This is a genomic window from Streptomyces sp. CA-251247 (assembly GCF_050952975.1).
GTDB classification, from domain to species: domain Bacteria; phylum Actinomycetota; class Actinomycetes; order Streptomycetales; family Streptomycetaceae; genus Streptomyces; species Streptomyces achmelvichensis.
The window spans coordinates 4,016,883-4,029,686 of record NZ_CP191861.1 but is presented as its reverse complement, the minus strand read 5'-3'; the positions used below and the strand labels follow the sequence as shown (position 1 = coordinate 4,029,686).

Here is a 12,804-nt window from a genome sequence, read left to right as displayed (position 1 = left end):
CCCCGACCGACCCGGAATGGGAACGCGGCTGACTCTGGTGGCCGAAGAGAAAGAACTCGGCTTTCCGAATTTGAAAGGTTGCAGAATGGATATTCTCACCGTTCTGGCGTCGGCCGCTTTCGGCTCCACGGTGTATCTCACCGCCTTCTCGACGGTTAAATGGCTGGACCGGAAGGATCCCAAGATCAAGATCCTGGGCCTGATTCTCATCGGCCTGGCCCTGTGTGCCGTTATTGGGATTGTCGCGGCGGGGAGTAAGGGTGTCATAGTCGGTTTCGTAGTAGGTGGGGTTCTTACTCCACCCGTGCATCGAGCGCTGCACGGACGCATGCGAGTCGCTGGCACCTGATCCGTCGGCCCTTGCGCTGCCCCCTGTAGCCCCTGGTGGGCGCTTGGCGACAGCGATGGCGCCTCGCCCCACTTTCGGAGCCTCCGCATACATCGAGTATGCGGAGGCTCCTTCGCCTTGCCATGCACCGCACTTGACGCTGCGAGCCGCGTCCAACGTGAGTTGGGAGACATCCCTAAGAGCTCGTAACACGATCTTGCTGAAACGTCCTGATTGGCCGTGACCGGTGTGACGATTCGGCCGTTCGTGAGGGTGTGAGTACTCGACCGTGGATTGTGGACGACGAGTTGTAGGCGCTGATCGATCCGTTGCTTCCACCGTGGCGGGAGCGGACGCCGGGGCCTCGTCCGGTGTCGGACCGGCTCTGCCTGCAGGGCATCCTGTTCGTCCTCTGCAACGACATAGCCTGGCAACTCCTGCCGTTGGAGCTGGGGTTCGGCTCAGGACCGACCTGCTGGCGCCGACTCGACCGGTGGCAGCGGGCAGGAGCCTTCGACCGGCTGCACCGGATCCTGCTCGCAAAGCTGAACGCGGCCGGCGAACTCGACTGGTTACGGGCGTGCGTGGACGGTTCTCACGTCCGCGCAAAAAAGGGGGATCCGACACCGGTCCGTCGTCACCCAGACCTTCGCCCTGGTCGACGGCATCCCACCCGTTGCAGACCGCCCCGGACGACCCCGCAGACGACCCGAAGCTCTGCTCGGCGACAAGGGGGCTACGACTCCAACCCCAACCGAGGCGCACTGCGCAAGCGCGGGATCATGCCTGTCATCTCACGCAAGGGCCACCGGAACATCAAGGGCCTGGGCAAACACCGCTACGTCGTGGAGCAGACCTTCGCCCTGCTCCACCACTTCCAAACGCCTCGCCGTCCGCTGGGAACGCCGCACCGAAGTCCACGACGCTTTCATCTTCAGACGCCTCAAGAAGGCACGATCATGATCGTGTTACGAGCTCTAAGGAGGATCGAGGTAAGACTTCTAGCCATCCGATTGATTTTCCATGCGAGTGACCTGATCAGGGCCGGGATGATCCACGGAGCCTGCAGGGTCTCGAAGGGCCGTCCGTTGACCACCGGCAGGTAGGTGTCGTGGTCGATGACGGCCGTGTCGACCCAGGCAGGTTCCAGCTGGTGAGCAGTCGGCTGAACTCAGTGCTGAGATCACCGAGCAGAGTCTGGTTGGCCTTGAGCGGCTCGGACTTCTCCTTGATGTACTTGTTCACCTGCCGGCGGTCGGCCTTGAGCGAGCAGATGTCGGCGTCGATGGTGCGCACCCGTGCCCAGGATTCGCGCAGTTGGGTGATGGCATCAATGAGCTTCTTCGAGTTGGCCACCGATTGGGTGATGCGCCGGGAATGCAACGAGCGAGGCCCCCGGGCTGCTGATCGAGATGTCTGACGTCTCAATCACGTTGCTCGGAGGCCTCGTTGGTCATCCATCCTGCCGCACTCGACCTGCCGCATGCACTCGTGGAGTGGGTCACCATGCTGATCATCACCCGTGAGGGCGGCCGGCGCTGCAAGCTCCGTCCGTCCCAACGCGCGATGGTGGCACTGGTGTACCTGCGCGAGCACACCACTCTCGCGAAGTTCGCCGCCGGGTTCGGGATCAGCGAGTCCACCGCATGCTTGCACCAGCGCGGTCGTCGACCTGCTCGCCGAACGGGCACCGCCTGCTGAAGACGCTGCGCGAGCACGAACCCGAGTTCGTCCTGCTCGACGGCACCCTCGCCGAGTGCGACCGGGTCGGCGACGGCCGGGCCGACCACTCCCACAAACACCGGCGCCACGGCGTCACCGTGCAGGTCGTCACCGACCCCGGCGGCCAGTTGCTGTGGCTCTCGCCCGCCCTGCCGGGCCGCACCCACGATCTGACCGCGGCCCGCACCCACCGGATCATCCGGATCTGCGAACGCCAAGGCGTTCCCATCCTGGCCGACCTCGCCTACCAGGGCGCCGGCCCATGGCTGACCACCGGCATCAAATGCAGACCCCCACACCCACCGCAGATGAACGGCCCTTGGCCAGGTCATACGGTCAGAGGCCGTTGTGCTGGGCGCTGCCCTCCGACCATCGATCTCCCAGCGGCTCCCCGCCCGATCGGGTGCGGAGGGGGTACGGCCCCCTTTGATCCGTGGCTCCGGCCGGCTCGTTCGGCGATGGTCACAGCGGGTCCTCCAGCACCGGAATGCAGGGTGACAACAACGGCTCCGCGTGTTCGGTCACCTCGCCGCGCACCAGCCTGAGGACGAGGACCTCGTTGTCGCGACCGGCGTGCTCGTCGTCCCGAACGTGCAGCAGGCCGTAGGACCCCGGTGCCCGCCGACCCACCTCTGCGAAGAATCCGAGAATCTCCTTGTCACGGTGGTTGGAGAAGCCCCCCAGGTGAAGCAAGGGCTCGCCGTTCATCCACCGCAGATCCAGGAGATACGGGCTGTTGATCTCCCGGATGCGGCTCTGGACGCCCTCGACGATCTCCCGCAGACGATCGGCCTCGCGGTCGTCATCGTCGGCGCCGGCGCTCTCCCGAACGGTGATCCAGCCATGGTATTCGAACATGGACGCAGCGTAGTGACCGCGCATGTCACTGCTGATCCGGCATGCCCGTCTCCTGCGCGCAGGTTCGACTGCGGCCCCCGCTGCCGGCGAGTCACCGCCCCGGTTCAGTCCTCGTCGAGCCACTCGCTCAGCCGGATCCGCACCTGGAAGCTGCTGTCGGTGTGCCGGACCACCGTGCCGCTGACCTGGGCTCCCAGTGCCGGCAGGGTTCCGCCGACCGGCATGGATCCGGCGTCGGCCATGCCGACCGCGTGAGGAGAACCGTTAATGCGGATGAAGATGCCGAACGGTTGGCGGCCGACGACCTGACCTGTGACAGGGGTGCCTATGGGGAGCGCGGACACGGTTGCCGGCCACGCCCGGCGGATCTGTTCCGGAAATGGATCGTCGGGTCCCCGTCGCCAGCCGAATTCGGTCATGAGGCGATCCTGCCAGTGGAACGGCACCCAGAAGTCCGGCGGGGTGGGCGGAACGACCCGAAGGGGGCGGAAACGGCCGAGCGCCGTGGCCGACGGACTCGTCGGGCACGGCGCTCGGGGGCCGGCCGGGAAAGAGCGGTTCCCGGCGGCCGGTGGTGCGGGATCAGTAGGTGGCCGGAACCAGCTTCGGGTCCGGGCCGTAGCTGTTGTCGTGGCGCTGGCCCTCGAGGACGAGGAACACCAGAAGGACGATGAAGCCCACCAGCGGGACGAAGTAGATGAGGATCCACCAGCCGGAGCGGTCCGTGTCGTGGAGGCGGCGGATGGTGACACCCAGCGACGGAAGGAACACGGCGAGGAAGTAGATGGCGACGATGACGGGGCTCGTGCCGATCACCATGTCGAGGACCCACAGCACCGCGCTGGTGATCACGCTGAACAGCATGAACATCCAGTATTCCTGGCGGCGGGCCCGCCCGTTGAACACCGCGTACTTCTTGAGCACGTCCAGGTACCAGTGCATTACGTCCCCCCAAAGGACTGTGGTGGGCCTGTCCTCATGGATCAAGCCAGGGGCAGAACCTATGGGGCTTGAAGTGTGCGGGTCAAACTGTTACCTAAAACACAACGGGCGGCCGGTCGGCCGTCAGCTCGGCCGCGCCTAAAGGCCCAGGTGGCAAGGGGGGAGGCCCCGTCGCGACGGGGGATACGCGACGGGGCCTCGACAGGCTGGTGCCCGGACCGCCGACGGTCACGCATGGGCATTCGTGTGGCGTGGGCCACACCGGGACGGGGTGGGACGGCGGCGGGGATGCCCCCCTCGTGAGGCACCCCCGCGCCCCCGTCTCCCCTTTCCCTCTCCCCCGTTCAGCGGCCGCGGCCCGTGGTGAGCCGGTCCGCCGAGGCGATCGTCGCGCGGGCTTCGCGTTCGCTCAGGCCCGCGTGGACCGCCGCTTCGGTGAGGGCGTCGGCGAGGTCCTCCCCGATGCCGTTCTCGTACGCCCGGCATGCTGCCCAGAACAGACGGGTGTTGCGCTGGCCCTCGTGTGCCGCCAGGACGAACTGGACGAGGCCCTGGCCGTGCGGTGGGCGGGATCGTGTGGCGTGCCGGGAGCGCGCGGGGGGTGCGACGAGCCGGAGCAGGGTGCGGGGGCACGGCGCGGGTGAGAGGTCGGCGGTGCCGGGGGCCAGCCGGTACGCGCCGTGGGCGGAGACCGAGCCGGGGCCGACCAGATAGCCGCCCGCGCCGCGCACGTCTATCCCGGGGGCGAGCCGGCTCGCGGAGTTCGGTACGACGACGTCCGGCGGACCGGTCAGCCACAGATGGCGGCCGCCGCTCGGGGTGAGCACGGTGACCGTCTCCGGAATGGTGAACAGATGCCGCAGCGCCAGGTGTTGGAGCGCGGAGACCGAGTCGGTCGGAGCCTTCGTGTCGAGGTCGATGCCGATCAGATGGTGCGGGGGGCGGCCGCATGCGATGCCGTAACCGGTGGCCCAGGGCGCGGCCCCGAAGAGTGCGCGCACGCCCGCCGGGTCGGTGGTGGCGTCGTGGACACCGTGGCCGGCAAGGCCGCACTCGCCGCGGCACAGGACCGGCTCGGCCTCGCTGTGGTGCGGGGAGCGCAGGGCCGGAAGCTTCGTGGGGGACAGGGGGATGACGGGGAGCCCTCGTTCCGCGGCGGAGAGGGCGTGGGCGAGGGCCAGGGTCGCGGTCTGCCGGTCGGTGATGGCCATGGCTCTATTTTCGTACAAGCGTTCGAAGAAGGGAAGGGGGAAAGATTGGCCGAAAATATGCCGTAACGCTTCATCCCTTGCGCCCACTGGGTTTTGTCACCTCTCTGCCGCTGAGCTGCGGTTCTGTGGCGACGAAGGGGGTTTATCGACATGTCCTCACGCTTGCGGGGGAATCGCTCCGGGATGGGTGGTTCGCCGGGGATTCGGTGGGCAACTCTGAGTTCGCGACGTCGTGACCACGATCCGGAGCGGTCGGCCAACTGCTCCGGAACCAGCCGTACTTCTGCAGTTCCGGTTCCTGGAGGAAATGACATGGCAAGCATCCGTACCGCCCGCGTCCTCGCCGCTGTCGCAGCCCTGCCCCTCACGGCCGCCCTGTTCTCGGGTGTCGCCACGGCCGACAACGGAGCGTTCGCGGACGACGGATCGAACGCGACGGTGGCATCGATCGTCGGCAGCGGCGTCGGTGGCGGCAACTGGGGGAATTCGACCACCAGTCAGCAGGTGGCGAGCGGCGCCGGCGCATCCAATCACAGCAACATCGCCAGCGTGAACGGCTCCGCGTTCACGGCCATCGACCAGTCGAAGACCGTCGTGAGCTTCACGAACCTGTGGTGACGACCGGCCCGACGGGGGGCCCGATCCTGGGGTGAACCACTGCCTGCGCGACAGTACTTCGGTGCCGTCGCGCAGGCGGTTCTGCGTGGGGCGCGGTTTCGGGGCGGCCGGTCGGGGATCTCGCGCGATCGCGGGCGCGGTACGACCTTGACAGGGCAGCGCCATCTGACGGACAGTCAGAAACCTCTGATCCCCCCCGCGATCCGTACGCCCGGGAGGCGGCTGCCGTGCACCTCGCCCCGACGGAGCGGCAGCAACAGCTGCGCGCCGAACTGCGCTCGTACTTCCAGGCGTTGATGCCGGACGGTCCGCCGCCCCCGGCAGACGTGGAGGCACAGCGGGCCCTGCTGCGCCGGATCGGCGCGGACGGCATGCTCGGCCTCGGCTGGCCCGTCGCCCACGGAGGCCAGGGCCGCGGCGCCGACGAGCAGTTCGTCTTCTTCGACGAGGCCCATCGCGCCGGTGCGCCGGTCTCGATGGTGACCCTCAACACCGTCGGCCCGACGCTGATGAAGTTCGGCACCGAGCAGCAGAAGTCGACCTTCCTGCCGGGCGTCCTCAGCGGCGAGATCGTCTTCGCGATCGGATACAGCGAGCCGGAAGCGGGGACCGACCTCGCGGCCCTGCGCACCCGTGCCGTCCGCGACGGCGACTCCTGGCTGATCGACGGCCAGAAGGTCTTCACGAGCAACGGCCAGAACGCCGACTGGATCTGGCTCGCCTGCCGCACGGACCCCGCCGCGGCCAAGCACAAGGGCATCTCGATCATCCTCGTGCCGACCGGCGCACCCGGGTTCTCCTGGACACCGATCGAGACCGTGGGCGGTCAGACCACGACGTCCACGTACTACGACGGCGTCCGGGTGCCCGCGGCGAACCTGGTCGGCGAGGAGAACGGCGGCTGGGGGCTGATCACCAACCAGCTCAATCACGAGCGGGTGGCGCTCGCCGCGATCGGGATGCAGGCCGAGGACTTCTTCGCGGCCGCCCTGGAGCGGGCCCGTACACCCGATCCGGTGAGCGGCAAGCGCCGTATTGACGAGCCCTGGGTCCAGTTCCGGGCGGCCGAAGCACACGCCCGGCTGGCGGCAACGCGCCTGCTCAACTGGCGTTTGGTGGGCGATGTGGAGGCAGGCGGTCCGGCCCCCGGCGACGCGAGCGGGGTGAAGTTCGCGGGAACCGAATCGGCGGTCGAGGTGTATCGAATGTGCCAGGAAATCGCGGGAGAGGCCGGACTGGTCCGGGCCGGATCGCCCGGGGCTCTCGGCACAGGCGCTCCGGGGGACGGGGAGCTGGAGCGGATGAACAGGGCAGCGCAGATCAACACCTTCGGGGGAGGGGTGAGCGAGGTGCAGCGGGAGATCGTCGCGACGATGCGGCTCGGCATGACGAGGGGGCGGCGGTGACCAACACGGACGTACCGGAGCTGTACGAGCGGCTGAAGGCGTACGAGGGCAGGGCGACCACGACGGGGGGAGCCGGGAAGGACCTGGTCAACGAGCCGATGATCAGGCACTGGTGCGAGGCGATGGGGGACACCAACCCGGCGTACCGGGGGCCGGACGCGGTGGCGCCGCCGACGATGCTCCAGGCATGGACGATGGGCGGGCTCTCGGGGCACACGGCGCATTCGACGGTGCACGACGAGCTGTTCGGCCTGCTCGACGACGCCGGGTACACCTCGATCGTGGCGACTGACTGCGAGCAGGAGTATCTGCGCCCCCTGCGGCCGGGTGACCGGATCACGTTCGACGGTGCGATCGACTCGGTGTCGCAGCGCAAGACGACCAAGCTCGGGACCGGCCACTTCATCACGACACGGATGGACGTCCGGGCGAACGGCGAGCTCGCCGGTACGCACCGCTTCCGCATCCTCAAATACGCGCCGGCCGCGCGAAAGCCGAAAGGCAGGCGGCCGAGGCCGGTGATCAACAGGGACAACGCCGGATTCTGGGAAGGGGTCGCGGAGCACCGGCTGCTGATCCAGCGCTGCACGGGCTGCGACACCCTGCGGTTCCCATGGCTTCCGGGATGCCATGCCTGCGGCTCGGACCGGTGGGACACGGTCGAGGCGAGCGGCGCCGGGACCGTCTACTCGTACGTGGTGATGCACCACCCGGTCTTCCCCGGCTTCGCCGCGCCCGATCAGCACGGTGAAGAGACAGGGCCGTACGCGGTGGGGCTGATCGAGCTCGCGGAAGGCGTGCGGATGGTCAGCAATGTGACCGGGGTGCCGTACGACAAGGTGCGCATCGGGATGCCCGTGGAGCTGGAGTTCCTGCGGGTGGACGAGGAGTTGGAGCTGCCGGTCTTCCGCGGCACGGGAGCGGGAGCCGATGGGGCTGCCGGTGCCGACAGCAGTCCGGCCGGCGGCTCGGGCACGGCCGGGGATGAGGGCTGACCATGGACTTCACGCCCACGGAGGAGCAGACCGCCGCGCGGGAACTGGCGGCCCGGATCTTCGGTGATCTGTCCACGCCCGACCGGCTCGCCGCTGCGGGCACCGGGACGGACGCCGAGTTGTGGAAGGCCCTGTGCGCGGCGGGACTCGTCGCCGCCGTCGAGGACATCGGTCTGCTGGGACTGGTGCTGCTGTTGGAGGAACAGGGCCGGACGACAGCACAGGTGCCGTTCGCGGCGACCTGTGCGTACGGGCTGCTGCCCCTCGTCGCGCACGGCACGGACGAGCAGCGCGAACGGCTGCTGCCCGGGCTGCGGGACGGGGCGGTGGTGGCGACGGGAGCGGTCACCGAACCTGCCGCGGTGCGGGCCCGCAGCGGCCCGTCCGTCGGTGCCGCCGGCCGGGCGGAGGGACGTCTGACCGGCACCGTCGGCTGGGTGCCCTGGCTGCGTGACGCCACGCATGTGCTGGTCGCCGACGAGGACCGGCTCCTGTGGTGGGTGCGGGTCGCCGACGCGGAGACCGAGCCGGTGCACACCACCGCGCCCTGGTCGGCGGCGCGGCTCGTCCTGGACGGCACCCCGGCGGAGCGTGTCGGCGCCCCGGGCGCGCAGCTCGAAGACACCCCGGACGTCGGCGACACGAGGCCGTACGAGCATGTGCTGACCGAGAGCCGTATCGCCTTCGCCGGGCTGCAGGCGGGCGTGTGCGCCGGCTCGCTCGCGCGCGCCGTCGAACACACCACCACCCGCGAGCAGTTCGGCCGCCCTCTCTCCACCAACCAGGGCGTGCTGATCCGCGCAGCCGACGCCCATATGGACACCGAGGCCATCCGCGTCACGGCCTACGAGGCCGCCTGGCGGTACGACGAGGGCCTGCCGTGTGCCACCCACGCGCTCACGGCTGCCTGGTGGGCGTCCGAGGCCGGAAAGCGCGTCGTGCACGCGGGCCAGCATCTCCACGGAGGCATCGGCGCCGATGTGGACCACCCCGTCCACCGGCACTTCCTCTGGGGACGGCAGCTCGACGCGTACCAGGGATGCGGCAGCGAAGTGCTGGCGGAGCTCGGAGCGATGCTCGCGAAGGAGGGAGTCCAGTGAAGGCCGGTGACGAACTGCCGCCGCTGGAGATCGAGATCACCCGCACACTGATCGTCGCCGGGGCCGTGGCCTCGCGCGACTACCAGGACGTGCACCACGACGCCGAACTGGCGAGGGAGAGGGGTTCCCCGGACATCTTCATGAACATCCTGACGACCAACGGCCTCGTCGGGCGCTACATCACGGACCGGCTCGGCGGGCGGGCCGTTCTCCGCAAGGTCGCCATCCGGCTGGGCGCGCCCAACTACCCGGGAGACACCATGGTGCTGCGCGGCACGATCGCCTCCGTCACCGGCGACACCGCCGAGGTCCGGGTCGTCGGCGCCAACGGCATCGGCACCCATGTCACCGGCACGGTGACGGTGACCCTTGCGCCGGAGGGCGCCGTATGAGCATCCGCCGCAGGGACGGGCTCGGCGGGCGGGCCGCCGTCGTGGGCATCGGGGCGACCGAGTTCTCCAAGGACTCCGGGCGCAGTGAGCTGAAGCTGGCCGTCGAGGCGGTCCATGCGGCTCTCGACGACGCCGGCCTCTCCCCCGCCGACGTCGACGGCCTCGTCACCTTCACCATGGACACCAGCCCCGAGATCACCGTCGCCCAGGCGGCAGGCATGGGAGAGCTGTCCTTCTTCTCCCGTGTCCACTACGGCGGCGGCGCGGCCTGCGCCACTGTCCAGCAGGCCGCTCTCGCCGTGGCGTCGGGGATCGCCGAAGTCGTCGTCTGCTACCGCGCGTTCAACGAACGGTCGGGGCGGCGGTTCGGCGCGGGTGTGCAGCACCGGGAGCCGTCGGCCGAGGGCGCGGCGCTCGGCTGGAACCTCCCGTTCGGGCTGCTCACCCCCGCGTCCTGGGTGGCCATGGCGGCCCAGCGCTATCTGCACACCTACGGGCTGACCCCCGAGGCGTTCGGCCATGTCGCCGTCACCGACCGCCGCCATGCCGCCCGCAACCCGGCGGCGTATTTCTACGGGAAGCCGATCACCCTCGACGATCACGCCGACTCGCGCTGGATCGTCGAGCCGCTGCGGCTGCTGGACTGCTGCCAGGAGACCGACGGCGGTCAGGCGATCGTGGTGACCAGCGTGGAGCGGGCACGCGATCTGCCGCAACGTCCCGCGGTCGTCGTCGCCGCCGCGCAGGGCGCAGGCCGGGCGCAGGAGCAGATGACCAGCTTCTACCGCGACGACCTCACCGGACTGCCGGAGATGGGGGTGGTCGCCCGGCAGCTGTGGCGGACCTCGGGCCTGGCGCCCCAGGACATCGACGTGGGGATCATCTACGACCACTTCACCCCCTTCGTGCTGATGCAGCTGGAGGAGTTCGGGTTCTGCGGACCGGGCGAGGCGGCGGAGTTCGTGGCGGCGGACGCGCTGCCGCTCAACACCCACGGGGGGCAGCTGGGGGAGGCCTATCTGCACGGGATGAACGGGATCGCGGAGGCGGTCCGCCAGATACGGGGCACCTCGGTGAACCAGATACCGGACGCGGCCAGAGCCCTGGTCACCGCGGGCACCGGCGTTCCCACATCCGGGTTGATCCTGGGCGCGGACGGCTGAGCGAGCGGGCCGAGCGGTGGCCGGGCCGCCCCGGCCGCCGTTCACTCGGCCCATGCGCCTACGGAAACGCGCCGCCGCCGTCGCCCTCGCGCTGACCGCCCTGCTCGGTCTGCTGCTGGCACCGGAACCCGAGCGGTCCGCGCCCAGGGACACGGCGTACGCCGCCGCCGTCGACGCCCCGGCCGCCCCCGACGCCCTCGTGGCGCGACCCCCCACCGACAGAAGGGCCGACGCCGACGCAGACACCAACACCAAAGCCGAGCGGAACACCAATGCCGAGCGGAACACCAAAGCCCAGCCGAACAGCAACGCCGACGCTCCGGCCGAGGGTTCCGGCGCCGTCGTCGACACGACCGCCGACACCGCCCTGACCTTCCGGGGCCTGGCGTTCGACACCTGCCAGGCACCGCCCCTGGCCGCGATGCGGTCCTGGCGCACCTCGTCCCCGTACGGCGCGGTCGGTGTCTCCTACGGCGGGCGCGGGCGGCGCTGCCCGCAGCAGCCCCACCTCACGCGGGACTGGGTCGCGGCAGTGCACCGCATGGGCTGGCAGGTGTTGCCCGTGTTCGCCGGCTCGCAGTCCCCCTGCGTCCGGGACGAGCGCAGACGCGCCGCCGTCATCGGTGCGAGCCCCGGCGCCGAGGGTCAGCGGGAGGGCAACGAGGCGGTGGAGCGTGCCTGGGCGCTGGGCATGGCCAGGGGCAGCGCCCTCTATCTCGACCTGGAGGCGTACGACGTGGAGGACGTGGAGTGCGCCCGTGCCACGCTCGACTTCGTCCGTGCGTGGAACCGCGAGGTACGCCGCCGCGGTTATGTGCCCGGCTTCCACAGCGCCGCCGACGCGGGGGTCCTGCACATGGAGCGCGCCCGGCTGGCCGGCACGGGCGACCTGCCTTCCGCGATGTGGTTCGCTCGCCGGAGCGCCGAGCCCGCGCTGTACGAGGACCTGTACGACGAGCAGGTCCTGAACCCGTACGCGTGGCGGCCGAAGCGGCGGATCCACCAGTACGACGGCGACGTCACCGAGAACCACGGTGGCCACAGCCTGACCGTCGGCCGCAGCATGGCGGACGCTCCCGTGGCCCGGATCCGCCCGTGAGCGTTCCTGTCCGCGGCGGAGGGACCCGTGGCGCGGCCCGAGCGACTCCGCGTACGTCGGCTGAGTGACCCGTGGCGCAACCGCAGAGACCTGGGTCCGCCCCGGCGGAAGGGCGTCTTCCCCTGATCTGAGGGCGCACTGCCCCTGAGGGTCTCCTCCACCTTCAGGAGGTGGGGCCGGCACCAGCCGTACAACCTGAGGCGGACATGCCTTCGGGACCTGTGGCCGATCCGCTGCGTAGCACCCGCTCCTAGCGTGGACCTATGACCACGCCAGTCTGCACAAGCGTCTCGAGGCCCGCCGTGCCGGTGCCTCCGTCGTACGGCGCCGGCCCACGGCATGCGCCCCATGCGCCCCATGCGACCCATGCTCGCTATTCGTCGTTCTCGTCGTACGTACGGGCGCGGGGGCCCGTGCTGCTGCGTACCGCCCGCTCGCTCACGGCGAACCCGAGCGATGCCGAGGACCTGCTGCAGACCGCGCTCACGAAGACCTATGTCGCGTGGGAGCGGATCGAGGACCACCGGGCGCTCGACGGCTATGTCCGCCGCGCCCTCCTCAACACCCGCACCTCGCAGTGGCGCAAGCGCAAGGTCGACGAGTTCGCCTGCGAGGAACTTCCGGAGCCGGAGACCGTACCGGCGGCGGACCCGGCCGAGCAGCAGGTGCTGCACGACGCCATGTGGCGCGCCGTGATGAAGCTGCCGGACCGGCAGCGCGCGATGGTCGTCCTGCGGTACTACGAGGACCTCAGCGAGGCCCAGACCGCCGAGGTGCTCGGGGTGTCCGTCGGCACGGTCAAGAGTGCGGTGTCCCGGGCGCTGAGCAAGCTCCGCGAGGACCCGGAGCTGTCCCCCGTGCGCTGAACGACACCGTCGGTGACCAGTTCCCCTACCCGGGGGTAGTGACATACCGCGCGGTACGTGAGCAGAATCTTCCCACCTTTACTGCCACGTAGCGCTAGCGCCCA

14 protein-coding genes and 2 pseudogenes are annotated in these 12,804 nt (G+C 69.7%); 11 read left to right on the top strand and 5 right to left on the bottom strand.

What is annotated here, in order from left to right:
• Positions 1–16: 16 nt before the first annotated feature.
• Positions 17–349, top strand: a complete 333-nt coding sequence (locus ACQPWZ_RS17735; RefSeq protein WP_433571828.1) for a hypothetical protein — start codon at positions 17–19, stop codon at positions 347–349.
• Positions 350–645: 296 nt separating this feature from the next.
• Positions 646–1,291 (top strand): annotated as a pseudogene (locus ACQPWZ_RS17730) (transposase).
• A gap of 75 nt (positions 1,292–1,366) precedes the next feature.
• Here the strand turns inward: ACQPWZ_RS17730 and ACQPWZ_RS17725 are convergent.
• Positions 1,367–1,684, bottom strand: coding sequence for a hypothetical protein (locus tag ACQPWZ_RS17725; RefSeq protein WP_433571827.1), 318 nt, complete (start codon positions 1,682–1,684; stop codon positions 1,367–1,369).
• A gap of 93 nt (positions 1,685–1,777) precedes the next feature.
• Here ACQPWZ_RS17725 and ACQPWZ_RS17720 point away from each other — a divergent pair.
• A pseudogene (locus ACQPWZ_RS17720) lies at positions 1,778–2,343 on the top strand (transposase family protein); the annotation flags it as partial.
• 169 nt (positions 2,344–2,512) lie between these two features.
• On the opposite strand, the gene ACQPWZ_RS17715 reads toward ACQPWZ_RS17720, so the two are convergent.
• The 4 genes from ACQPWZ_RS17715 to ACQPWZ_RS17700 form a co-directional block, all read right to left on the bottom strand.
• Positions 2,513–2,908 carry an Imm7 family immunity protein gene (locus tag ACQPWZ_RS17715; RefSeq protein ID WP_433571826.1) on the bottom strand — a complete coding sequence of 132 codons (396 nt, stop codon included), beginning with the start codon at positions 2,906–2,908 and terminating at the stop codon, positions 2,513–2,515.
• Positions 2,909–3,012: 104 nt separating this feature from the next.
• Positions 3,013–3,327: a hypothetical protein gene (locus ACQPWZ_RS17710; protein WP_433571825.1), complete on the bottom strand. Its 315-nt coding sequence runs from the start codon at positions 3,325–3,327 to the stop codon at positions 3,013–3,015.
• Positions 3,328–3,490: 163 nt separating this feature from the next.
• A complete protein-coding gene (locus ACQPWZ_RS17705) occupies positions 3,491–3,850 on the bottom strand; it encodes a DUF805 domain-containing protein (RefSeq protein WP_433571824.1) in 360 nt (119 codons plus the stop codon).
• Positions 3,851–4,194: 344 nt separating this feature from the next.
• Positions 4,195–5,061, bottom strand: a complete 867-nt coding sequence (locus ACQPWZ_RS17700; RefSeq protein WP_433571823.1) for a bifunctional DNA primase/polymerase — start codon at positions 5,059–5,061, stop codon at positions 4,195–4,197.
• 312 nt (positions 5,062–5,373) lie between these two features.
• On the opposite strand from ACQPWZ_RS17700, the gene ACQPWZ_RS17695 reads away from it, so the two are divergent.
• The 8 genes from ACQPWZ_RS17695 to ACQPWZ_RS17660 all read left to right on the top strand — a co-directional run bounded on the left by ACQPWZ_RS17695 (position 5,374) and on the right by ACQPWZ_RS17660 (position 12,700).
• A complete protein-coding gene (locus ACQPWZ_RS17695) occupies positions 5,374–5,679 on the top strand; it encodes a hypothetical protein (RefSeq protein ID WP_340474054.1) in 306 nt (101 codons plus the stop codon).
• 227 nt (positions 5,680–5,906) lie between these two features.
• On the top strand, positions 5,907–7,085 hold the full coding sequence (locus ACQPWZ_RS17690; RefSeq protein ID WP_433571822.1) for an acyl-CoA dehydrogenase family protein: 1,179 nt from the start codon (positions 5,907–5,909) through the stop codon (positions 7,083–7,085).
• The gene (locus ACQPWZ_RS17685; protein WP_433571821.1) at positions 7,082–8,080 is read left to right on the top strand and encodes a bifunctional MaoC family dehydratase N-terminal/OB-fold nucleic acid binding domain-containing protein; all 999 of its coding nucleotides are present in this window, start codon (positions 7,082–7,084) and stop codon (positions 8,078–8,080) included. Before ACQPWZ_RS17690 ends, ACQPWZ_RS17685 begins: the two co-directional genes overlap by 4 nt.
• A 2-nt stretch (positions 8,081–8,082) precedes the next feature.
• Positions 8,083–9,180, top strand: a complete 1,098-nt coding sequence (locus tag ACQPWZ_RS17680; RefSeq protein WP_433571820.1) for an acyl-CoA dehydrogenase family protein — start codon at positions 8,083–8,085, stop codon at positions 9,178–9,180.
• Positions 9,177–9,572, top strand: coding sequence for an acyl dehydratase (locus ACQPWZ_RS17675; protein WP_340474050.1), 396 nt, complete (start codon positions 9,177–9,179; stop codon positions 9,570–9,572). The genes ACQPWZ_RS17680 and ACQPWZ_RS17675 overlap by 4 nt, the downstream gene beginning before the upstream one ends.
• On the top strand, positions 9,569–10,735 hold the full coding sequence (locus ACQPWZ_RS17670; protein WP_433571819.1) for a lipid-transfer protein: 1,167 nt from the start codon (positions 9,569–9,571) through the stop codon (positions 10,733–10,735). Before ACQPWZ_RS17675 ends, ACQPWZ_RS17670 begins: the two co-directional genes overlap by 4 nt.
• A gap of 52 nt (positions 10,736–10,787) precedes the next feature.
• The gene (locus ACQPWZ_RS17665) at positions 10,788–11,834 is read left to right on the top strand and encodes a DUF1906 domain-containing protein (protein WP_433571818.1); all 1,047 of its coding nucleotides are present in this window, start codon (positions 10,788–10,790) and stop codon (positions 11,832–11,834) included.
• A gap of 263 nt (positions 11,835–12,097) precedes the next feature.
• Positions 12,098–12,700: a SigE family RNA polymerase sigma factor gene (locus ACQPWZ_RS17660; RefSeq protein WP_433571817.1), complete on the top strand. Its 603-nt coding sequence runs from the start codon at positions 12,098–12,100 to the stop codon at positions 12,698–12,700.
• Positions 12,701–12,804 lie beyond the last annotated feature (104 nt).

Coding starts and splice junctions, on each gene's coding strand:
- ACQPWZ_RS17680 (WP_433571820.1), top strand. CDS start 8,083: ATGGACTTCACGCCCACGGAGGAGCAGACCGCCGCGCGGGAACTGGCG.
- ACQPWZ_RS17735 (WP_433571828.1), top strand. CDS start 17: ATGGGAACGCGGCTGACTCTGGTGGCCGAAGAGAAAGAACTCGGCTTT.
- ACQPWZ_RS17705 (WP_433571824.1), bottom strand. CDS start 3,850: ATGCACTGGTACCTGGACGTGCTCAAGAAGTACGCGGTGTTCAACGGG.
- ACQPWZ_RS17715 (WP_433571826.1), bottom strand. CDS start 2,908: ATGTTCGAATACCATGGCTGGATCACCGTTCGGGAGAGCGCCGGCGCC.
- ACQPWZ_RS17700 (WP_433571823.1), bottom strand. CDS start 5,061: ATGGCCATCACCGACCGGCAGACCGCGACCCTGGCCCTCGCCCACGCC.
- ACQPWZ_RS17660 (WP_433571817.1), top strand. CDS start 12,098: ATGACCACGCCAGTCTGCACAAGCGTCTCGAGGCCCGCCGTGCCGGTG.
- ACQPWZ_RS17665 (WP_433571818.1), top strand. CDS start 10,788: ATGCGCCTACGGAAACGCGCCGCCGCCGTCGCCCTCGCGCTGACCGCC.
- ACQPWZ_RS17710 (WP_433571825.1), bottom strand. CDS start 3,327: ATGACCGAATTCGGCTGGCGACGGGGACCCGACGATCCATTTCCGGAA.
- ACQPWZ_RS17670 (WP_433571819.1), top strand. CDS start 9,569: ATGAGCATCCGCCGCAGGGACGGGCTCGGCGGGCGGGCCGCCGTCGTG.
- ACQPWZ_RS17695 (WP_340474054.1), top strand. CDS start 5,374: ATGGCAAGCATCCGTACCGCCCGCGTCCTCGCCGCTGTCGCAGCCCTG.